This window comes from Pedobacter cryoconitis (assembly GCF_001590605.1).
Classification (GTDB): domain Bacteria; phylum Bacteroidota; class Bacteroidia; order Sphingobacteriales; family Sphingobacteriaceae; genus Pedobacter; species Pedobacter cryoconitis_A.
In genome coordinates this window covers 1,058,514-1,081,962 of the sequence record NZ_CP014504.1, presented here as the reverse complement: position 1 = coordinate 1,081,962, position 23,449 = coordinate 1,058,514, and the positions used below count along the sequence as shown (strand labels likewise).

Genomic DNA, 23,449 nt, shown 5'->3' with positions numbered 1-23,449 from the left:
TAATCAATTTTTATAAAATACATGTTGAACTAATGATTTAGTGTAAAACTTAAGAGTTGGCCATAAAAAACATACTAATGTAAAACAGACTAAAAAGATAGCGGTATAAATTTCAACAGGTAAATTCCCCCAAACATTGATAAATTTCATTTCTGGATGAAAAGATTTTCGATATGATGGTATAAATAATAATATTCCGCATATTATGTTCACCAAAATTGCATAGATAAACTGTGCGGGTCCTATCCTTTCATCTGTGTAAATGGAGAAAAAGGTAAAAGCTGTAAGGTTATCTTTTTTATTAAACACAACCATAAGTTCATCCTTTGGTATATCGATTAGTTTACCTAAATATTGATGGAATGAAGAATGCTCAAGGGTTCTCACATTTTTTAGAGATGTATCTGAAAACATCATATCAAATCTGTTTGGTAATATATTGAAAGAAAAACAGCTTTTTATATTGCAAAGTTTTTTGTTTAAAAATTCAGCATTTTGTTCTATTGGAATATTTCTTCTCTCATTTATTTTAGTATCATAAATTATAGTTGATTTATTGATTCCCAACTTCCTTGTTGATAGATAATGTCCTTTAGGCATAATGTAAAATCTGAAATAGACGTTTGGTTTATTATCTTGCTTGTTATAAGATTTTAAATCTATTTCGATACTAAGCTTATTTGTTGGTTCAAATTGCAACACAACCGGAAGAATGCATAAATCTTCCCTTTCTTCAAAATTGTGTATTATACCTGCTCTATTAGCGCCTCCATCTAAAGAAGTAGTTGCTAATACTGAATCATTAAATATAAATCTACTATTAGCTGTGTCGTAAAGTTGAAGATATAAATCTTTAACCTTGCATTCCTTTTTGAGCCAGGAGATAGATAAGTTTAATTTGAGGTTATCATTACCAGCCAAGGATTCTTTATTAATTTCACAACCAAATTCAACAAATGATTCAATTGTTTTAAATTCCCAAGTACAAATATGAAATCTTTCGATTTGTACTTTATTCTCTGTTTCACTGTATAAAAAAAAATTGTTTTCCATTTCTGAGCGTTAAATAGAATTATCATGAAAAAATTGTCAGTGTTTAGTGATGTATGTAACTATACTCCCAAAATAATTATGACAATATATATTTGACATCTCTTTTACTATGTCATTTAATTGAACTACAGTAATGATAAGGAATATTTTAAACATTTAAGTCTCTTCTGAAATAATGTTTATTTCTAGTTAGTAATAATTACTATTTAGCATGTTTGGTGGTTATTCTTGCGATATCACATATTTTCCGTATATTAGTGTCATAGCATTGCAGCTATATTATACTATGAAATTAGTGAGTAATTCATGAGTCAAAATCGAAAAAGCATAAAAAACGTCATTTAAAGGCTGTTAGCCTACTTTCATAAAGACCCGTCCGGTCCGCAAGATTTAATCTTGATAAATCAAAAAAGTCTTTAATCATATGATTAAAGACTTTTTTGATTTACAGACCCTCCGAAATATTCAATTTATCGGATCAGTGCCAAAAGTTGAGATCAAGGTCAAATTTTGGGTAAAAAGCTCCATCTGTTAAGCTTTTGAATACTTTTGAATTATTACAGAAAGTTAAACAACTTGTAAATCAGTTTTTGATTACGGTAGTTAACCTGAGCGGTACCAGCCTGATTAAAATAAATAAGTTGATGAGAAGTCAAGTACTGGATATCTTTATTATCCAGCAGAATATAAAATGGATAATCTCCTTTCTGATTAGGAATACGGGAAATAAAAGAGATTCTGCCAAAAAAACTAATTACTTTTCCAAATTGTTCAATGCTAAGCTGAACCTGATTGCCAATTCTCAATTTTGATAGTTCAAAGGCATTTACCGAGGCCGTGCCATATAGATCTTTATTACTTGTGATTTCTGGTGCAATATAAAATAAAGTATCATTCTTCTTCACGTAAGTTTTTTCTGTAAAAAAAAACCGTGAAGTCATATAAAGCCCAGAATGAGGCGCCTTTATATCCATGTATTTCTTACGTGATACGTCATAAATAGTAAATAAAAGTTGATTAGCCTTTATTCCTTTGTTTTCGTAAAATGTCTTTTCACTAACAATTCCGTCTACAGGGCTTACCACTGGCATAATTTGCTGTGTAGTAGTAAGCTTAACCTTACAGGAGATACTTTCCTTATAAGGGATAACAAATGATAAAAAGATAAGTAAACAAACAGAAGCAATAGTCACTACCATTCCCCAGCGATAGACCCATCCAGGAGGACGGCTCAATATCATATTTGTTTTATCGTCTATTAGTTTAATCTTTTTTTCCATCTTAATTAATTCCCCAACTCTAATTGATTTTTTATTAAAGTAAAATAGGCGCCAGATTTATCAATGAGCTCCCGGTGAGACCCTGATTCAATAATAGATCCATTTTCGAGCACGTAAATTTTATCAGCATTAATCACCGTACTGAGCCTGTGTGCAACAACGACCACTGTTCTTCCTTTAAAAAATTCATCAAGATTTCTGATGATCTTTTTTTCATTGTTTGCATCCAAAGCGTTTGTAGCTTCATCAAAAAATATATAATCCGGATTTTTATAAATGGCCCTGGCAATGAGCAAGCGTTGGCGCTGCCCCTGACTTACACCTATACCTTCCGGACCAATTCTTGTATTATAACCTAAGGGTAATGAATCAATAAATTCCTGAATGTTAGCAATCTTTGCTGCCTCAAACAATTTTTCATGATCTATACTCTCTACGCCTAAAGCAATATTTCTTGCAATAGTATCAGAAAAAACATATCCATCTTGTAGTACAGAACCACATTTATCCCGCCAAATATGCTCATTTATAGATTTCAGGTTGATATCACCAACAATAATCTGTCCTTCAGTAGGTTCGTAGAATTTCATCAGAAGCTTTAATAAAGTGGTTTTACCGCTACCACTCAACCCAACAATTGCTGTAGTTTTGCCTTCAGGAATATGAAGGTCGACTTCTTTCAAAACCTTTGAATAGTGTGTTCCTGCGTAGGTGAAACTGACTTTTTTTAATTGTAAAGATCCAGAAGAAAGTGGATGTAACAAATGGTCTGTAAGGCTATTGCCAGCTGTCTGGGGGGTCTGCATTTCTCCGATTCTATCCAGGCTGATTTTGGCTTCCTGGTAAGACTGGATGAAATCTATTGCCGAGCTTAATGGTGAATTGAGCTCACCCACTATAAATTGGATAGCAATTAGCTGGCCTAAAGACATTTCACCAGCAATTACGGCCTTTGTCGCGATCAGGGTAATAATAATATTTTTAATGCTATTGATAAATTTTGCGCCCAGTCGCTGATATTGCTCCAATGACAAATATCGAAGGTTTATGTCAAATAACCTTGCTTGTATTTCCTGCCACTCCCATCGTTTCTGTCTTTCTGAATTGTGCAGTTTAATATCCTGCATTCCATTAATAATTTCAATTTGCTTGGATTGATTTTTAGACAATTCAATAAATTTTTGAAAGTCGAGTATTCTCCTTTTACGATGAAATAACAATACCCATCCAATATAGGCTACAGTACCAATCATAAAACAAATAAATACGGTAACATTATAGAAGGCAAGTACGGTAACAAAGGCTGCAAACAATAGCACCTGGAATAGTAGTCCCAGCGTTTTAGAGGTCAGGAACCTCTCTATTCTTTTATGGTCATCTATCCGCTGCAACAGATCTCCCGAAAGTTTAGTATCAAAATATTTAATGGGCATAGCCATAATCTTTGATAAAAACTCAGAGACCATGGTCACATTAATCTTGGAACCAACATACATCAGTAGCCAGTTTTGGATAAATTCTATGACTAACTGGCCCGTATAAATAGCTATTTGTCCAAAAATCAGTAAGTATATAAAATTAATATCTTTGTCTTTTATCCCGGAATCTATAATGCCCTGAGTAAGAAAGGGTAAAATCAGCGTAAATAAAGTACTGAAAAATAGTCCGAATGCAATTTGAATAATCACTTTTTTATGACTGAACAAATGCTGGAAAAGATATTTCAACCCTTCTGTTTTATTGGTTTGCGTGATTGTTGAATCTTCCAGGTTTATAGTCTTAAATGCTGGTAGCATCTCTAAAGCGATGACAATTCCAATTTTTTCATCGCCATCAACATCGCTTATCCAGTTTTTTTTAAAAGCAGCAACAGTAACTTTCTGTTTGGAAGAACCAGGGTCCGAGAGATAAACATACTTAGCTGTTATTTTATAGACTACCAGAAAATGATTTTGCTGCCAATGCGCAATACACGGAAGATTTACACGCGAAGCCAAATCTGAATAGCTAATTTTAACTGGTGTAGAGTTGAAGCCTAGTTTTTCCGCAGCACGACAGATACCCAATACTGATACGCCTTCACGCCCAACATTACTTAAACTACGTAATAAATTGAGGGAATATTCTCTGCCATAAAATCTGGAAATAATCTGCAAGCAGGCGGGCCCGCAATCAATAGAATCAAATTGTGAATAATGCGGAAAACTTCTCATTCAATACAAACAGATTAAGAGTACGAAACTAGTCAGTAATGTAAAGTGCCCGCTTATTGTATAGCAGAGCCAAAAAATATAACCCAGCCTGCGGTGGCCACTCTTCATTTAATTGCTTTAGCAATGAACCCGTATGGAAAATTTCATTGGTATTCAGCCGATTTATAATATCCTCCAGCAATTGATTAAATCTGATGGTTATTTTGGCTCCTCTGGCATATATAGTTATTTCTTCTGCATTAGTTCTGGTATAATAAAGTTGGAAGGGATAAGGTAGCTGAACATAGACATTTTCTAACAACCCGAAATTTTCATCTACTTTAAAATCATCAGAAATCTGCTCCATAGTAATTGGTATGGATGTCCACCCACAATTACTGAACAAAGCCATTTTAAAATCGCTAAAGACCTCTTTCAAAAGATCTTTAAATGGTAAATCGGCAATCTTAGAATGGTTCTTAAATATTTCTTCAACCGGATTATAATCAATATCAGCTATCCCATGCTGCATTTTAGTAATTTCCTGAAGATTTTCATTATCCATTTGCACGGTAATAGACTTCAGAAGTCTTTCAGCTAATGCGTGGTTACTATGGTTATCAAACCATACGGTAAGGCCAACAGATAAATTGTCAGTTTGCCCAATATGATATTGATCCCAAGGCATAAAAAAAAGATCATCCTGCTCAAAATGATAAGCGTTAGCCAGAGGCAATAATTCCGCCAGGGGTTTATTTTTCCCATCTAAAGATTCAAAAAGTCCAGCTTCCCATGTATACATAGTTTTATCGCCCGGGCCAAGATGAAAATGAATAACATTAGCGCCAAAATGATCCTGATGGATTCCTAATGGTGTAAAACCATAATTACCTATAAATACAGTAGTGTGCATGCCATTAGAAGGAACTCCAAGATGATCTAAAAGTGGATGAATCAATACTGAAAGACGGTCAGCCATCGGCATACTGAATTTCTCGCTGAAATTAAGGATAATACCAAATTTCTGATCTTGAAAGACATCCTCGATCCACTGTGTTCCATCGCTTTCTAACGCAGGTATATGAGGATATACGTTTTCAGTGAGGTAATCTTTATTGACAATTTCACTGTTAAGATATACACGGAAGCCGTAGGCATTTGTTTTATTTATACAAATATGGCGAATCACATCAAAAATCCACTTTCTGAAGTTTACCCTATCTTCTGATTCCAGTACATTAGTTTGTACATCAGGCGCAGTAAAATTAGCCGTCTTATGAAGAATGCTTTCCCATCCAGCACGATTTAGTTGAAATTTTTCTGTAGAATTGACAATTGATAAAGGCGCATTTGACATATTCTATTGTTTGATTGTTTATTAATAAACTATTGCTCTCTTTAGGTATAAAAGATTAAGTATATAAAGACCAGCATCTTCAGGCCAGTCCTTACTTAATGCTGTAAGTAGTTCTTCTGTAAGATAACTTCCACCTTCATTTAGTTTTTCTATTATAGCGATAAGCTCAGGATGATATTTTATTTCAATTTTTGTTCCCCTTGCATAAATTCTTAGCTGACCATTCTCCAGAACTTTATAGGTCATTTTATAGGATTTCGGAACAGAGATAATTTTGCCTTTCAAATGATGAAATGTAGAGGCATCTTGTTTTACACCATCCTGAGATAGTTCATCCTCAACAGAAATAGGCCGCGATTTCCATCCCTGATTACTGTACAAAGAGAGAATATAAGCTTCAAAAACTTCTTTAGACAGATTTTTCAGACTTTTATTTATTCTATTTTCATCCATCTCCAAAGCGGAAAGTATCTGCTCAAATCCTTCTTCTGCATCAGGCTTTTTATAAGGCCTGACAATCATAGATTTATCATTTGTATCATCTTCTTTTAAGAATTGATATTTAAATGATTTGATCAGATTTTCAAATAGCTTATTTAATGGCATATTATTATACCAAACACTTACTCCTACAGAAAAATCCTCTGTGTTACCAATATGGAACTTATTCCAGGGCATAAAGTAAACATCTCCTTCTTTTAGTTGGAATGCTTTTGCGTAGGGCAATAAGGGGGTTATATTTTTATTGTTCGATACATCGCCCGCAAGTTCTTTGTAGGCCTCTATATCCCAGTTATACATCGTTTTTTCACCCGGTCCAAGATGCAAATGCATTACATTCTCACCAGGATGATCGGTATGTATGCCCAATGGAGTAAACCCGTAGTTGCCAACAAAAACAGTAATATTGATCCCTTTTAACGGCAATCCTGCCTGTTCTAACAATGGATTCAGATACAATGCGATCTTCTCTGCCATTTCATTAGAGAACTTTTCCCCGGAATTAATGATCAGTCCGAATTTCTGATCACTAAAAACACGGTCAGCCCATTCTGCCAGCGTTTCCGTAATTAATGGTGGAAAGTTGAACAGGTTATCGACCATATATTTCCTGGACTGAGATTTCCCGTTGAGATATAACCTAAAGTCATAGGATGTATTCTGCCGAATAAAAATCTCCCTTAACATAGAACCTGTCATACCATTAAAACTGTCAACAGTTTCCTCATCCATTACACCGGGAATAAGAATTGAATCTTTAAAAAAATCAGACTTTTTTAAAAAGGTTGTCCACCATTCTTTGCTCCATGCAGATTGGGAGTCTTCACTTTTAGTAATTTTCTTAGTTAATTCCATTTGATCAGGATTAATCTTAACTTGAAATGAACAAGCCAGATTGTATTCACAGTCTGGCTTGTTATGTTAAAGAGTAATTTTTAGCTCTCTTTTACATGTTCTCTTACCGTTTCTTTTTCAACAGCTTCAGCTGTACCGCCTAAAAGTTTTTCTTGTTCAAGAGGAGAAATAACTTTTGCATCCAAAAACTCTTTTGGATCGAATTGGTTTTCTTTTGAATTTTCCATAACAAATAAATTGGTTTAAGATTGTAACTAAATATAATCGTAACAAAATAGAACTTCGCCACAAGTATGGTGAAGGCGGACGCTATTCATGTGAACTAATGATATTTACAGGTTTACCTATATAGATCAATAATTAATTTTATTACATTTGAAACACTTTTACAGTTACTATTTTTACAAAAAAAACAGGTTTCATTATTTATAATATTAATTTTTAATATTCCTTTTGAAAAAATCAGTCATTAAATCCGATACCATAACCTGGGATACTTTTAGGAAAGGTGACCGTATAGCTTTCGAAACAATAGTCAGATCGCATTCACGTCTTCTATTCAGTTATGGTACAAGATTCACCAGAGACAGAGAACTGATCAAAGAATGCATCCAGGATTTATTTGTCTCCCTCTGGGAAAGAAGAGCGCATTTAAATAGTACTGGTCATATTAAAAATTATCTGTTTAAAGCTTTCAGGATTAATCTCCTTAAACTAGTGAATGCTGATAGTCAATTTGTATCAGTACATGACCTCCCTTTATTTGAAATTACACTCAACAAAGAGGCGCAGATGATCACAGAAGAATATCATCTTGATATTAAGATAAAACTGGAGAGCACATTGAAAAAATTATCCGCCAGACAATATGAGGTGATCTATCTCCGGTACTATGAAGGACTCTCCTTTAAAGACATCTCTGAGATAATGAATATTTCTGCGAAAGGAACATATAAACTATTGGGAAGGGCCATTGCCGTAATGCGAAAAAACTTAACGTTAAAAGATTTCAGATTTATATTTTTACATTACATTTAACCTTATATAACTGAAAACAAACTACTTATATATTTCAATAAATTTAATTTAATTTTGGTGGGGTAAAAACCGATCAAAACTGCTAATCATTATAAATGCAGTAATATGATCAAACCAAATCCGGACTTAACTCACTATAACCTGGAAGATTTCGTCACAGATCTCTCCTTCATATCATGGGTGTTGTTACCCAATCCGGAGCTTTCAGCTTATTGGGAAAATGTACGTTTTAGTCATCCTGAACAAATTAAAAACATGGAGCAGGCGTCTAAAATTATATCCGGTATCACTTTAAAACCTGCGATTTTTGATCAGCAGGAAGAAGATGTGTTGTGGGACAACATAGCTGCAAAAACTACCATACATCAAATATCGCACACCACAAAATTATGGAGAATAATCAGTACAGCTGCTGTGTTACTTCTGGTTGGAGGAGCATTCTTTTTATATCAGGCAAATCGCCAGGTAACGTATATTACTGCTTTCGGAGAAAAAAGAACCATCATTCTTCCCGATCATTCCCAGGTCGTACTCAATGCCAACAGTAAACTGCATTATTTGAAGAACTGGGGCAGCAATAAAAAAAGAGAAGTTTGGATATCCGGCGAAGCCTTTTTTGTGGTAAATCATTTACATCAGTCTGGCACTATACTACCGGGAGATAATTTTGTGGTTCATGCCGGTCAGCTCGCCATCGAAGTACTTGGAACAACTTTTAATGTGAACGACAGACGTGGGCTGATCAATGTTTCTCTTGTTACAGGTAAAGTTAGCCTGGCAGTTAAAGCCAAAAAATTTGTGATGAAACCAGGGGAAGTATTTGAATATCAATCTGGTCAGGATACCATCATTAGAAAAAAGACAAAAGCAGTCCAGAAAATTGTGTGGAGAAACAACAAACTTGAATTCTCACAGACACCTGTAATAGAAGTATTTAAACAGATTGAAGACCTCTATGGTTATAAGGTAGTAGTTCGCAACCCAAAAATACTGGAGAAGAAACTCACAGGAACTTTTGTGACCGGAAGTGAATCCGCATTCTTAAAAGGACTTTCTATTGCACTGGATATAACATTCACTAAAAGTTCATCTAAACAGTTAATTGTACAATAATCCCATTTACATCTTTATGAAGTATTTAACCTTTTTTATTGCACTTATCTGTTTTATTCATCTTTCTAATCCTTCCTATGCCTCGCAGATTTCAGTTAATGAACGTCCTGTAAAGGAAATAATTGACAAAATAGCTCATCAGTACCATATCAATTTTATGTATCAGGACGGATTACTTACAGGAAAAACTACCACTTTTGAGATAGATCCAATTGCCGGTCAAAATATAGAACAAGTACTTGGTCAGCTCTTTAAACAGTCTGACCTGTCTTTTTATCATGTAGAGAATAGTAATTATATCATCTATACCAGATCAAAAAAAGAGGTCTTGCTATTGCCCGTTAAAGACGTGAGCAGTACAGTTAAAGATACGGTTCAACCGGCAACGGTTACGGGTTATGTTTATGATCATGCTAAAAAAACATTGGCCTACAGTTCAGTTCAGCTATTGAAAGCTAAAGATACATCATTGGTAAAAAGCAGCTTGTGTGACAGTACAGGGAAATATACTTTTAAAAATATTGCGACCGGAAATTATTTGATTAAAGTCTTTCAAATGGGATATAAAACTACTTTAAGCAATATTTTCGCTTTAACCTCAGCAGGTGTCAGACTGCCCCCTGTACTGCTTCCTTTGTCCTCCAAACAGTTGAACGAAGTGCGTGTGGTTGCAAAAAAACAGTTTATAGAGCGCAAAATTGACCGTACAATTATGAATGTAGACAACAGCATACTGGCAAGCGGCGGCTCGGTCAATGAACTGTTGGAAATTGCACCTGGAGTTTCCATTGATAACGAGCAAATTAGCATGAAAGGAAAACAGGGGGTAATTGTAATGATAGACGATAAACCGGTAAAATTATCTGCGGCTGAGATCGGTACCCTGCTTCAAAGTATGCCGGCAAATTCGATTGATAAAATTGAACTGATTACCAATCCTTCTTCTAAATATGATGCAGAGGGTAAAGGGGGAATTATAAATATCAAAACTAAAAAGGGCAGTAATCCTGGCTTCAACGGTACAGTAACTACTGGATTTACTGTGGGTGTACGACCGAGGTTTACTGAAAGTATAACTCTGAATTTTAAAGCAAAGAAGCTGAACATTTTCAGTAACTATAGCTTCCAGCATAACCTGCAAACTTCAACATTTCTGAGTGATAAGATTATAACCGGACCTGAAAACATTAAGTATAACCAGCATGAAATAGCGCACAACCGATCTATTTCCAATAATTTAAGATTGGGTGCTGACTATACAGTTAATGAACATAATACCATCGGAATACTGGGCACATTAAATAACAACACTAACCGGTCAGATTTCACGCAAAATACATTATTTAAAGATTTTAACAGTGGCCAGCCTGATTCCAGTCTATCTTCTTTAAACAATGGAAGGGCTTCCTATAATACCTACGGTCTGAATATTAACGCAAAACACATTTTCGGAGCTGATGAACATGTAATTTTATTTAATGCAGATTATACCGCTTACCAGTCGTCGAATCCGAATACCTTTATCAATAGTTATTTTAACAAAGATGAGGTCTTAAACCGACCACAGGAAAAGGTACTAAATGCTTCGGATATTGATATCAGGGTTTACACAGCAAAACTTGACTATACCAATCCTATCTCTAAAAATGCCAAGTTTGAAATAGGGATCAAAACAGCTTATACCCACTCCAATAGTAATATCCTATTCCAAAATGGAGATGTACAGGGCAATCTTATCACAGATCTCAATCGAAGCAATACTTTCGATTACAAGGAATATATAAACGCAGCTTATCTTAACTATATAACAAAACTAGGTCAATTAACCCACCTTCAGATAGGCATAAGAGGAGAACAAACTAATTATAAGGGTAACTCTATAACTACAGGAGCAAAGTTTGACCGAATCTATTTCCAGCTTTTCCCAAGCCTTTTCCTGTTAAGAGATATCGGAGAAGACCAAATCAGCTTGTCTTATAGCCGCAGAATAGGACGGCCCGGCTACGAGGATTTAAATCCTTTTATTGACTATTCTTCTCCATACTTTTATACACAGGGCAATCCCTTACTTCAACCAGAGACTACCCATTCCATTGAATTCAGCTACTTATTTAAAAAAGATCTGAGCATGGCAATTTCCTACAGTAAAACAAAAAATTATTTTAATTATTTTACCTCACTGGCCGATAGCACTGGGGCTACTAAACAGACTATAGATAATTTTAAAGATTACAATACACTCAACTTATCAATCAGTTACAATAAGAGAGTTTCATCGTGGTGGAATCTCACCGCAAACGGAGATTTTTTTTATGAAAGATACAAAACGCCCATCCTTGATACCTATATTGATCTGAAACAAGGAGCATATAACCTCAATCTGCTCAATTCTATTGAATTAAATCCCCGCTTGTCTTTTGAAATTATGGGATTGTTCAAATCAAAACGCATAGTCCTCACGCGTCGGATTGACTCTAGATACAGAGTTGATGCAGGCTTAAAGTACGCGGTATTAAAAAATAAAGGAGCTGTTAAATTGGGGGTTACAGATATTTTCTACAGTTATATCAATCAAGGAGTAAATGAGACAGCGGGTTTGTACAGCAGTTTTTATAATAAAAATGAAAACCGAAGGTTCAGTTTAAGCTTTAATTACAAATTTGGTAGTAAGCCTACTGCACCTAAAAAAGACCTGAGCAACCAGGCAGAATTGGATAGGTTAAAGTAATTAAAGAAAGTGAGATGAAGATAACTTGTTATATTATCGATGAAGATCTTAATTCAATTGATACGCTGAAAAAGCATATTGACGACATTGTTTTTCTTGAACTGATTGGGTTCCATACCAAAGCTGAAGAAGGTATAGCCGAGGTGAAAACGATGTTGCCGGATTTTGTCTTTTTAGGTATTGATATGCCTGTTTCTGAAGGAGCCGGTTTTTCTGCTCAGATTGCCTCCATTACCAAAATTGTCTACATCAGTATGTTCACAGCGTATGCTTTCGAAGCGTTTAAGCATAATGCTATAGATTATCTGCTAAAGCCAGTTTCGAAACTGAAATTCATTCAATGTATTGGCAAAATCATCTATGCTTTGCCCCAGCCCTCAATGGTTACGCAACAACCTAAATCTTTAAATCCATCCTATATTTATTTGAAAGAACTGGCAACAAACCGCTTATTTAAAGTAGAGCTTGATGATATATTTTATATTGAATCCAATAACAATAATGTGATCTTTAATTTAGACAAAAAAACTTGTATCGTTCAAGTACCCTTAAAAAAAATAATTATCCAACTCCCTCCTGATATCTTTCTCAGAATACACAAATCATTTATTGTTAATCATAAAAAGATCATTCATATTGATGGAAATATGGTTGTACTTAAAAATAAGACCGTTCTTTTATTGGGCTCAACCTATAGAGAATCTTTTTATAATTATATCAGAACAGCTATTGTAAAAACAGGCAGGGACAAATAATTATAGGATAGGTGCGAAGATATCAATTGTTCCGGGATCGTATACCACATTGAATAGCCCAATTTTATTTTATGACAAACCATTTATAACAGAGCTTGTTATAGCCGGAAATACAGAATAAATGCGATCAGATTATGAAAATGAAAAACAAAGAAAAAGAAAAGTTTGACCCTGTTAGAGGTTATTCTTATCGTAAACGCGGATATTATTTTCACGCAGATGAAGATTTCAGAGAAGATTGGGACTGGGGCAAAAATAAATTTCAGGAATCACCTGAGCATAAGCTTCCAAAAAAAGAATTACCAGATATTTTTATTGCCTGATCAACCTGCGATCAGGTTGATCAGGCAATAAAAACAGCTAATCTCAATGGTTAATATTAATTTTTAATCATCATAAAAAAAAGCCAGCTGCATCGGCCAGCTTACTTTATGGAGGAGGTTATTGGGCTACCCGGGAATGAGATACGATTAGTTACCAGAAACGTGCATAAATTGCAATTAACAGCAGCATTATAGATACGATTAATACTATTGATGATGGTTTTAGCTTAAACATTTGTGCATCGAGTTCAAAAGCTTTAGGATTGATACGGGGACCTAAAATACTTGTACCAACCATAACCAGCACAGTGATGATAAATGACCAGCTCAGACAAATAAAGAATGGAATTTCATATATCCCATCCATATTTGGAAAAGCTGTATATAAAATTGTTTCCGGGCCAAATACTTTTACTGCAAATTCATTAAAGAAAACAGAGATCAGAAAGCCAAAGATAATGCCTGTAAAGGCAGCTATACTATTGGTACGCTTCCAGAACATCCCTAAAATGAAAGTCGCAAAAACCCCTGGACTGATATAACTGGTGTATTTTTGAACGAAGGTATAACCACCTGCCCTTCCGATTCCCAGTAAATCATTCCAGGTAAACAATACTGCGACAACCATGGAAATGACAATAGCAATACGTCCTGTCCATACCATTCGCTGCTCACTTGATTGTATATTGATATGTTTTTTATAGATATCAAGTGTAAAAATAGTCGATATACTATTACATTTTCCAGCCAGTGAGGCCACAATGGCAGCAGTTAAAGCAGCGGCAGCCAAACCTTTTAATTCGGGCGGCAAAAGACTAAGAATAGCAGAATATGCACTGTCTTTGCCTCCTGTCAACTGTAAATGACCACCTTTGTATAGCACATAAGCGATAATCCCCGGCAACATGACAATGACTGGCATTAATATTTTAAGCAGGCTCGCAAAAAGAATACCTGTACGGGCAGTCTGTAAATCAGCACCCAGTGCACGTTGTGTGATATATTGATTACAACCCCAATAATTGAGATTACTGATCCACTGACCTGCTGCATACATCCCTACAGCGGGGAGAATCAGGTATTTATTGATATCCACCTGCGAAGCACCTGGCTTAGGTTTGGCCAGCATCAGATGAAAATGTTCTGGCGCTTCTCTCAGTAAAACTTTAAAACCTGCAATAGCTTCACTGCCAACGCCAAACTTCTCGCCAACAATAGTTAAAGTCATATACGTGGTAGCCAGGCCACCGATAATCAGGACACCTACCTGGATCACATCAGTATAGCCAATTACACGCATGCCACCTAACGTAATTATTATCGCAAATACTGCCAGACAGATCATGACGATATGAAAATAGTCACCACCTATCAATCCATTGATAGCTAAGGCTCCTAAATATAAGATAGACGTTAAATTGATAAAAACGTACAGGAAAATCCAGAATACACTCATGATCAATGCTACACTGCCATTGTAACGGTTTTTAAGGAATTGCGGCATTGTATAGATCTTATTCTTGATATATACAGGCATAAAAAATACAGCTACCAGAATCAGTACCGCAGCCCCAAGCCATTCGTAGACAGCAACTGCTATACCAGCGAAAAACCCTTCTCCGCTCATTCCGATAAATTGTTCTGCAGATATATTAGAGGCAATAATTGAGGCTCCTATTGCCCACCAAGTGAGTGACCCTTCGGCTAAAAAGAAATTTTTAGAATCATTAACCTTACTTTTCTTTTTGTAAACATAGTATCCATATAAAGCGACGATGATAAAATAAATTACAAAGACGCCAATACCCCCTATGGAGAGTTTCGAGTTCATAGTCTGATATTTGGTTGTAGAATTGAGGGCATTAAGTTCATTACATTTACAGCTAACCGTGTTAGGTAAATGTAATGAATCTAAAAGAAATGACAGGTATACCTTTGCTTAAAACCGCAATTTAGCAGGCAGATATTTAGCAACCAGATCTTCATAATAAGGTTTTAGCGCTTTCCAGTCTGGCGGGACAGCACTTTTAGAATAGAGATCAAAGGGATTAAACAGATCTACCCATTTAAACATTTCTTTATCATGGCTGGTCATCAGATGTGCATAGGCGTTTTCGCGGTGCTGAGGATAAAATGAGTGGTAACGGAGCATATACAGAGCTTGTTCCGGCAGATAGTCTTTTAATAAATGATAGACATATTCATCATGTCCCCAGGTCATGGTTACGTTATCCAATCCACAGCCGGGTTCATAGATACCATATTTCGTATTGTATAATGGATTTTTGAAATCAGGGTTCTCTGCAAAAAACTCAGAGAAAACTATTTTATCAGCATAAGCGCAGCCTACAGGATAACTGTCCCCTACTACCGCCCATTGTGGCTCACCGAATAAGCAAAGTACTTTTCCCATATCATGAAAAAGACCAGTCAATACCATCCAATCGGGGTGCCCTTCACTTCTGATCGCTTCGCTGGTTTGTAATAAATGCTGGAGCTGATCAAGGTCAGTATCCGGATCTGAGTCATCTACCAATTGGTTTAAAAAGTCAAAAGCTTCCCAGACTGACATCTCCATTTTATCAAATTTCAGATACTCTGCTCTTTTCTGCTGGACAAAATCATAAGTCTGGTTGAGATGCTGCAACCGGTAAAATTCTTTTACAGATGCTTTTTCAGGTGTTTCATAATTCCTGAATGCAGCAGTATCTTTTTCCTGAGAAATTGCTTTGGGGTCAGGGTAACGTGCTAACAGATCGTCTTCCCATTGATCAAGTGAATTCAATGGATTTTCCTGGGTTGATTTGATGGCTTCTTTCATTTTATAAGTTTTAAAATTCTGATCATCAACTGATCTGTTTATTAAACAATTACCTTATTTAAATATCACGATTTGTTTCCTTAAACCAACCGGTCTCCTATTAATTATTTACGTTAACGATAAAGTAAATAATCGATTATTTTCTGTATTTTTTGGGTAAACTTGAGCTCCTTATGGAAAACATAACTATCAAAGTACTGGCCAGCAAACTGAATTTATCCGCTACTACGATTTCTAAAGCCCTGCAGGATAGCCACGAGATCAGTGAACCTACAAAGCAAAGAGTAAGGGCATTGGCAGCAGCGCTCAATTACACGCCAAATACCTATGCCAGGAGTTTAAGAACCCGGAAAAGTGAGACCATAGCTGTTGTCTTACCCGAAATTACTGATCATTTTTTTGCGCTGGTCATCAACGGTATAGAAACTGTAGCCAGGGAAAAAGGCTATCATGTGCTGATTTATCTGACGCACGAAGATTATAACCGGGAAAAAGAAATACTGGATTATATCAAAAAAGGAAGAATAGATGGGTTATTGATCTCTGTAACTAAAAATACGATAGCTACCAATCATATTGCCGCCATGGAACAGGAAAATATCCCTGTTATATTTTTCGACAGAGTCATGGAGCAAATGCAGCTGCCAATGGTGGTAACGAATGATTTTGAAAGTTGTTATCAGGCTACTCAGCATCTTTTGACTTGCGGCTGCAAAAAGATAAGCGTCTGTACGATTTCTACAAACCTGGAGATCAGCAAGCAGAGAATCCTGGGTTATCAAAAGGCAATGACCGACAATAATATTCCGCTGGAAGAAACTCACGTTTTGTTTTGCGATGACGATACGCAATGTTATGACCAGCTATACAATACTTTAAAAGCTAAAAACAGACCAGATGGTCTCCTTGCGATCGTCGATAAACTAACCTTACCGATCTATCTGGCCTGTGAAAAATTAAATTTAAAAATCCCTCAGGACCTGCAGGTGATTAGCTTTTCGAATAATCCGACAGCCGGGATTTTGAATCCATCGTTAACTACTATTTCTCAGCCCGCATTTCTGATTGGACAAACTGCAGCAATACTACTCCTGAATTCACTTGATCCAAAAAACAATAAAGTTCAGCAAGATATCACGACAATACCTTCTGAACTTATCATTAGAAATTCTACTGGTTATAAAAAACTATAAATCAGTAATCACTTTATACTTTGGAACCAGAAATTTCATCACTGCCCATGCGATTACGTAAGTTAAAGCACAAATTGTAAACATGATTGTATAACCTGTTTGAATATGGCCTGATGATTTATAATAATCAAAAAGCCCTCCACCTAATTTAGACATAAACACTCCTCCCAGGCCACCAGCCATACTGCCAATACCTATTACAGAGCCAATACATTTTTTGGGAAACATGTCAGAGACCGTTGTAAAAATATTAGCCGACCAGGCTTGATGCGCAGAAGCACCAATACCGATTAAAATTACAGGGATCCAGACACTGATATGTCCCAGAGGCTGTGCCAATAAAACCACTAAAGGAAAAAGGGCAATGATCAACATGGCTTTCATCCTGCCATCGTATGGCGTATATCCTTTTTTCATATAATACATAGGAAACCATCCCCCACCAATACTTCCAATCATTGTCATGCTATATAAAACTGCTAGTGGAACCATGATGGCTGTATTGTCCATCACGTACTGAACTTTAAGATAAGAAGGCAACCAGAAAAGAAAAAACCACCATACACCATCTGTCATGAACTTGCCAAAGGTAAATGCCCAGGTTTGTTTATAACCTAGCAATTTAAACCAGGAAACTTTTTCAGTATCATCCACTGCAACAGCCTTCTCATCGGGATCGTACTGAATATATTCCAGTTCGGCTTTAGATAAGCGTTTTTGCGCTTCTGGCTTTTCATAAAAGATGAACCAGAAAAATAACCATAGAAAACCAATGGCCCCAATGCTGAGAAATGCGGATTCCCATCCCCATTTCTCAGCAATCCAGGGCACAGTTAATGGAGCCAGAATAGCGCCTACATTTGCACCAGAATTGAAAACACCAGTGGCAAGTGAGCGTTCCTTTTTGGGGAAATATTCTGCTGTGGCTTTAATAGCAGCGGGAAAATTGCCTGATTCTCCGAAACCTAATACTGCTCTTGCACAGATAAATCCGAGTACAGAAACAGAAATACCGGTGATTCCTAAAACAGCTAATAGAGAAGAGAGCCCTTCGCCTAAAAAAATGGCTTTAGCATGCAAAATCGCACCTAAACACCAGATAATCAAGGCAGCGGCATATCCCCATTTTGTTCCTAAACGGTCAACTATCCGGCCTGCAAATAGCATGGAAATCGCATAGACCAATTGAAAAGCAGAGGTAATATTTGCATAGTCACTGTTTGACCAGTTAAACTCTGCTTCGAGCCTGGTGTGTAAAAGGCTTAAAACCTGTCTGTCCAGGTAATTTACTGTAGTTGCAAAAAATAACAGCGCACAGATTGTCCAGCGGTAGTTACCCACTTTTTGTTCGTTCATTATATTTGGTTTGTTTTTGGTTCAGGTTGATTGATATGGATCAGACATTAGCCTGATATCCCGTTCCTCCAGTCACTACAATGGCTTTACCTTTTAAAGAGCATAGATTTTCCATTACTATAGTATTGATTAGCCCCGGTTTAGTCCGAAATAGTTTTTAGCATTGTAATAGCAGATATTCTGAATCATCTCTCCCACCCATTTTTCATCATCAGGCAATAAGCCGGCTTCCATTTCTGAGCCGAAAAGATTACACATTATTCTTCTGAAATACTCATGACGGGAATAAGACAGGAAACTGCGCGAATCGGTCAGCATTCCAATAAATGTACTGACCACTCCCATATTTGATAAAGCATTGAGCTGTTTTTCTATCCCATCTTTCTGATCTAAAAACCACCAGCCTGATCCAAATTGCATCTTCCCTTTAATCCTGCCGTCAGCAAAATTGCCCAGCATAGTTGCAATAACTTCGTTGTCCGCAGGATTGAGATTGTAAACAACGGTTTGTGCCAGTTGATCTGTTAAATTCAGGTGGCTTAAAAAAGCCGTCAAATTCTCTGCATGTTTATAATCCCCGATAGAATCAAAACCAGTATCAGGGCCCAGTTTATGCAGCATTCGTGGATTGTTATTCCGGATAGCTCCTACATGAAATTGTTGTACCCAATTCCTTTCATGATACATTTTACAAAGTTCAGTTAAAATAAAACCCGCAAAGGCATCAGGATCCGAGAATACAGCCTGATCAGATTTAAGGAAGGTTTTGAACTCTTGTTCCTGCGCAAGGCTTAATGTAAAATGGGTTGGTAAGGTACTTAAACCATGATCTGATATAGAACATTGTTGTAAAGCAAAGAAGTCAACTCTATTTTTTAAGGCTTCCAGCAGGGAAGCTATAGTGGTAATTTCAACTCCTGCTTTTTGACCTAATACTTTAAGATAGGCTTTAAATGTGACAGGCTCGCCAATCATAAAAACCTTGTCTGGCCGGAAGGAAGGTTTGACTTTAATTTCATAACCTTCTTTGATCAATTGCTGATGATGGGTTAAATCATCACAAGGATCATCCGTGGTGCTTAACATTTCTACCTTGAAGTTTTTCAATAAACTCCGGGCTGAGAATTCATCCTGAGCTAAGCGTTCATTGGCCTGCAGATAAATCCTGTCTGCGGAATCTTTATTTAAATAGCTATTGATCCCGAATGGATTCTTAAGCTCCATGTGTGTCCAATGAAATAAGGGATTTCTTAGGGTTGCGGGTACGACTTCTGCCCAGGCTTTAAATTTTTCTTCATCACTGGCCTGCCCGGTAATGAACCTTTCATCAACTCCTAATGCCCGCATTGCCCTCCATTTATAATGGTCACCTTTTAGCCAGATATCAGTCAGGTTATCAAATTTTTTATCTTCTGCAATTTGCAGCGGAGACAAATGGTTATGAAAATCAATTACAGGCAAATGCTTTGCATATTCATGATAAAGCAAAACTGCCTTTTTATTACTTAATAAAAAGTTATCAGTAATGATCGTACTTTCCGTCATATCAGCTAATTTTCAGTTTAATATTTGGTTATAACATTTGTCTTGCAGCGTTATACTGGTTAATACAACCCTTATGAGTTATTCTTCAGCAGATATTCATTAAAGATTCCAAATTCAAGTCCTCTTAATTCTGCCAGGCCTTTTAAACGGCCAATTGCAGCATATCCAGGATTAGTTTTCTTGCGTAAATCATCCAGCATCTGATGGCCGTGGTCAGGACGCACAGGAATACTGAGCTTTCGCAATTGCTGCTGATTAAACAATTCTTTAACTACCTGGTACATATTTACATCACCTTCTAAATGATTGTCTTCAAAGAAATCACCCTCAGCATTTCTTTTCGTACTTCTTAAATGTATAAAATTGATCCTTGCTGCAAATTCTCTGATCATTTCTGGCAGGTCATTATCTTCTCGAACGCCGAAAGAACCTGTACAGAAACAAAGGCCATTATTTAGAGAGGGTACAGCTGAAAATATTTTACGCAGGTGTGCTGCAGTGCTTACTACACGTGGTAATCCAAAAATTGCATAAGGCGGATCATCCGGATGCACGACCATTTTAATTCCAAACTTATCGGCCACAGGCATAATTTCCGAAAGAAAATGTACCAGGTGACTGGTTAGTTTTTCCTCATCTATTCCATGATATTGGTCTAAAGCAGTTTGAAATTGTTCCAGGGTAAAGCTTTCTTCACTTCCGGGTAAGCCCGCTATGATATTACGCTGTACCAGGTTTTTCTGCGCTTCATCAGCCTGATTAAACCAGGATTCTCCTTTAAGGAGCTCTTCTTTGGTATAGGCCATTGAAGCATTTGGTCTTTTTAGCATAAAAACATCAAATGCACAGACTGCAGCTTTTTCAAATTTCAAAGCTCTGGCTCCGTTTGGCAATTCATAAGCCAGGTTGGTACGCGTCCAGTCCAGCACAGGCATAAAGTTATAAGTAACAGTATGGATGCCGCAAGCCGCAAGATTCTTCAAAGATTGCTTATAATTATTTATAGAGTATTCAAAGTTTTTGGCCTGTGTTTTAATCGCTTCATGTACGGGTAAACTTTCTACTACATCCCAGGTTAAACCTGCATTTTCGATCAACTGTTTATGTTTTTCAATTTCCCCTATCTCCCACACTACCCCGTTCGGGATATGGTGCAAAGCACTGACAATACCGCTGCAGCCTGCCTGCAGAATATCACTCAGGATCACGGGATCGTTTGGACCAAACCAGCGCATGGTCTGTATCATTTTATAAATAACTGATTTTTCTGTTACACTCATTATTCAAATCTTTTCAATAAAACTATGCTAAAAAACCATCGTTATGCAGATGCAATTTATAAAACGTTAAAGGCATATCATTCATATAACCTGTTAAAATTAGCCGTCAAACGTTTGATTCTTCGTTTCAAACGTTTGAAATAAATTAGGTCTTATAGCCTTTTAACAGCATTTGCTATGGTTACTCAATATCAGATTTATTTAATAATTAAAATAGCTGAGGAACATTTTAATTCTTAATCCTCAGGCGATAAACATGCTGACCGTGCTTATCAAACATTTGATAGTTTATTATCTTTATATTTAGGCGATCGTTAACTAACCTAATGAGTACAAAAACGCCCGTAACCCTGAAACTTTTAGCTCAAAAGCTAAAAATATCAATATCTACAGTATCCAAAGCTCTTAACGACTATCCTACCATTAATGCCTATACCAAAGAAAGGGTAAAGCAAATGGCTGCTGAGCTGCATTTTACGCCGAACAAATCTGCGCTTAATCTACAGATTCAGAAATCTTATACCATTGGTATCATTTTACCAGATCTGATGGATCATTACTTTACCAGAAGCATTTTCGGAATTGAACAGCATGCCCGGCAATATGGCTATAATGTAATTATAGGTCAATCTTACGATGAATTGAAAAAGGAAGTTGATCTGGCCAATATGCTGCTTAAAAGTCGTATTGACGGTTTAATTATTGCCATTTCTAAGAATACACAGAACTTTGACCATTTAGATATGTTTGAAAACCTTGGCCTGCCAATTATTTATTATGGCAGAAACCCAAGCTTTAATTTAAGTTGTCATAAAGTATTAAGTAATACTTATCAGGGATGTTATAAAGCAACAGATTTCCTGATTAAGCGCGGACATCAAAGAGTTGCCTACCTGGGTGGCCCGAAAATGATCAGTTTTACACATGATAGGTTTAAAGGTTATATCAACGCATTGAATGATAACCATATTCCTTTTGATGCCAGCCTTGTCGCTTATACAGACTTTGACAAGGAGAATACCAATACTGCAATTAAAGAACTATTTTACAATAGTGAAAACCCGCCTACCGCATTAGTAGCTTTTAAAGAGCAGATTCTATTTGATGCCATGAAATACCTTCGTGCCAATAAATATGAAAAAATGGAACAAACAGAATTCATTGGTTTCGGAAATATGCCATTTATCCGTTACCTGGACAACCCTCCCCTGGCCTCTATCGAAGAGAATCCTGAGTCTATGGGTGAAAATGCGATTAAACTACTTTTAAAATTAATTGACCATAAAACAGAAGCAGCCGGATACCAAGAAGTTATGGTAGACTGTGAACTGGTTCTGCACCAATAAAATTCAAACATTTTCTTAGGGTAATTCCTGATTTATTTTCTTTACTGGAAAATAAATCAGGAATTACTATGGCCCGGAATCTGACTGTTTCAAATTCAGGTTCAAACGATTGTATCCTCCGGAAATCACAGGACTAAACGTATAATTTATACCATCCTGTTATACAATTATTTTACTAGATTGTATCTGTTTTAATTTTTTAATTAAAACATCACTTTAACCTAAATTAACCCCTTAACCAAATTAAATGAAATTTCAATTCTTACTACTCGCCGGACTTACCAGCCTGGCTGCCTGCACAGACAAAAATCCGCCCTCCACTGCGTTAACAAATCAATCTATTGCTGGTACCTGGAAATTGGTATCCAGTAAGGTCACTAGAGGTGCTAAAACAGAAATTACTTACCCTGTAAAAGGACAGGAAATGATAAAATTATTTAATGGGACACATTTTGCTTTTTTCAAACATGACCTGGCAAAAGGAGCTGTACCTGTTCCAGTTTACGATGCTGGTGCAGGAACTTTTTCCCTTAAAGGTGATCAATACCAGGAGCATTTAGAATATTGTAATTACCGCAACTGGGAAAACAGAGATTTTAAATTCACATTGACTTTAAAGAATGATACAATCACACAGAAAGGTATTGAGAAAATTGATAGCTTAAATATCAATCAGGAAATCGTGGAAATTTATACTAAAATAAAGTAAATCT

Annotated in this window: 19 protein-coding genes; 8 read left to right on the top strand and 11 right to left on the bottom strand. The window is 36.3% G+C overall.

All coding sequences use genetic code 11. The annotated features are described in order from the left end of the window. Window positions 1–3: 3 nt before the first annotated feature. The 6 genes from AY601_RS04625 to AY601_RS25530 all read right to left on the bottom strand — a co-directional run bounded on the left by AY601_RS04625 (window position 4) and on the right by AY601_RS25530 (window position 7,465). A complete protein-coding gene (locus AY601_RS04625) occupies window positions 4–1,053 on the bottom strand; it encodes a hypothetical protein (RefSeq protein WP_068397123.1) in 1,050 nt (349 codons plus the stop codon). A gap of 557 nt (window positions 1,054–1,610) precedes the next feature. After that, on the bottom strand, window positions 1,611–2,333 hold the full coding sequence (locus AY601_RS04620; RefSeq protein ID WP_068397120.1) for an HlyD family secretion protein: 723 nt from the start codon (window positions 2,331–2,333) through the stop codon (window positions 1,611–1,613). A 5-nt stretch (window positions 2,334–2,338) separates the two neighbouring features. Next, window positions 2,339–4,546: a peptidase domain-containing ABC transporter gene (locus AY601_RS04615; protein WP_068397117.1), complete on the bottom strand. Its 2,208-nt coding sequence runs from the start codon at window positions 4,544–4,546 to the stop codon at window positions 2,339–2,341. Window positions 4,547–4,574: 28 nt separating this feature from the next. Beyond that, entirely contained in the window at window positions 4,575–5,882 is a 1,308-nt protein-coding gene (locus AY601_RS04610) for a hypothetical protein (RefSeq protein ID WP_068397114.1), read from the bottom strand. A 21-nt stretch (window positions 5,883–5,903) separates the two neighbouring features. After that, window positions 5,904–7,238, bottom strand: a complete 1,335-nt coding sequence (locus tag AY601_RS04605) for a hypothetical protein (RefSeq protein ID WP_068397111.1) — start codon at window positions 7,236–7,238, stop codon at window positions 5,904–5,906. 80 nt (window positions 7,239–7,318) lie between these two features. Next, on the bottom strand, window positions 7,319–7,465 hold the full coding sequence (locus tag AY601_RS25530; protein WP_157287699.1) for a hypothetical protein: 147 nt from the start codon (window positions 7,463–7,465) through the stop codon (window positions 7,319–7,321). A gap of 226 nt (window positions 7,466–7,691) precedes the next feature. Here AY601_RS25530 and AY601_RS04600 point away from each other — a divergent pair, with 226 nt between their 5' ends. The 5 genes from AY601_RS04600 (at window position 7,692) to AY601_RS04580 (ending at window position 13,195) form a co-directional block, all read left to right on the top strand. Beyond that, entirely contained in the window at window positions 7,692–8,276 is a 585-nt protein-coding gene (locus AY601_RS04600; RefSeq protein WP_068397109.1) for an RNA polymerase sigma factor, read from the top strand. Window positions 8,277–8,381: 105 nt separating this feature from the next. Then, complete coding sequence (locus AY601_RS04595; protein WP_068397106.1) at window positions 8,382–9,389, top strand: FecR family protein; 1,008 nt, start codon at window positions 8,382–8,384, stop codon at window positions 9,387–9,389. Window positions 9,390–9,405: 16 nt separating this feature from the next. Beyond that, complete coding sequence (locus AY601_RS04590) at window positions 9,406–12,117, top strand: TonB-dependent receptor domain-containing protein (protein ID WP_068397103.1); 2,712 nt, start codon at window positions 9,406–9,408, stop codon at window positions 12,115–12,117. A gap of 14 nt (window positions 12,118–12,131) precedes the next feature. Beyond that, window positions 12,132–12,872 (top strand): LytR/AlgR family response regulator transcription factor, encoded by a 741-nt coding sequence (locus AY601_RS04585; RefSeq protein WP_068397100.1) that lies wholly within the window; start codon window positions 12,132–12,134, stop codon window positions 12,870–12,872. Between the two features lie 134 nt (window positions 12,873–13,006). After that, a complete protein-coding gene (locus AY601_RS04580) occupies window positions 13,007–13,195 on the top strand; it encodes a hypothetical protein (protein WP_068397096.1) in 189 nt (62 codons plus the stop codon). A 151-nt stretch (window positions 13,196–13,346) separates the two neighbouring features. Here the strand turns inward: AY601_RS04580 and AY601_RS04575 are convergent, their stop codons facing one another. Further along, window positions 13,347–15,026, bottom strand: a complete 1,680-nt coding sequence (locus AY601_RS04575) for a sodium:solute symporter family transporter (RefSeq protein ID WP_068397093.1) — start codon at window positions 15,024–15,026, stop codon at window positions 13,347–13,349. 108 nt (window positions 15,027–15,134) lie between these two features. After that, entirely contained in the window at window positions 15,135–16,016 is an 882-nt protein-coding gene (locus AY601_RS04570) for an inositol oxygenase family protein (protein ID WP_068397090.1), read from the bottom strand. Window positions 16,017–16,189: 173 nt separating this feature from the next. Between AY601_RS04570 and AY601_RS04565 the strand changes: the two genes are divergently transcribed. After that, window positions 16,190–17,209: a LacI family DNA-binding transcriptional regulator gene (locus AY601_RS04565; RefSeq protein ID WP_068397087.1), complete on the top strand. Its 1,020-nt coding sequence runs from the start codon at window positions 16,190–16,192 to the stop codon at window positions 17,207–17,209. Here AY601_RS04565 and AY601_RS04560 read toward each other — a convergent pair. From AY601_RS04560 to uxuA, 3 genes are all read right to left on the bottom strand, one after another. Further along, window positions 17,204–18,565 (bottom strand): MFS transporter, encoded by a 1,362-nt coding sequence (locus AY601_RS04560; protein WP_068397084.1) that lies wholly within the window; start codon window positions 18,563–18,565, stop codon window positions 17,204–17,206. The two genes, AY601_RS04565 and AY601_RS04560, sit on opposite strands and share 6 nt — an antisense overlap. A 129-nt stretch (window positions 18,566–18,694) precedes the next feature. Next, window positions 18,695–20,110: a glucuronate isomerase gene (gene uxaC / locus AY601_RS04555; protein ID WP_068397081.1), complete on the bottom strand. Its 1,416-nt coding sequence runs from the start codon at window positions 20,108–20,110 to the stop codon at window positions 18,695–18,697. Between the two features lie 71 nt (window positions 20,111–20,181). Continuing rightward, a complete protein-coding gene (gene uxuA, locus AY601_RS04550; protein WP_232324692.1) occupies window positions 20,182–21,390 on the bottom strand; it encodes a mannonate dehydratase in 1,209 nt (402 codons plus the stop codon). 326 nt (window positions 21,391–21,716) lie between these two features. Here uxuA and AY601_RS04545 point away from each other — a divergent pair, with 326 nt between their 5' ends. Both AY601_RS04545 and AY601_RS04540 read left to right on the top strand, forming a co-directional pair. After that, the gene (locus tag AY601_RS04545) at window positions 21,717–22,736 is read left to right on the top strand and encodes a LacI family DNA-binding transcriptional regulator (RefSeq protein WP_068397078.1); all 1,020 of its coding nucleotides are present in this window, start codon (window positions 21,717–21,719) and stop codon (window positions 22,734–22,736) included. A 247-nt stretch (window positions 22,737–22,983) separates the two neighbouring features. Beyond that, window positions 22,984–23,445 (top strand): lipocalin-like domain-containing protein, encoded by a 462-nt coding sequence (locus AY601_RS04540; protein WP_068397075.1) that lies wholly within the window; start codon window positions 22,984–22,986, stop codon window positions 23,443–23,445. Window positions 23,446–23,449: the final 4 nt, after the last annotated feature.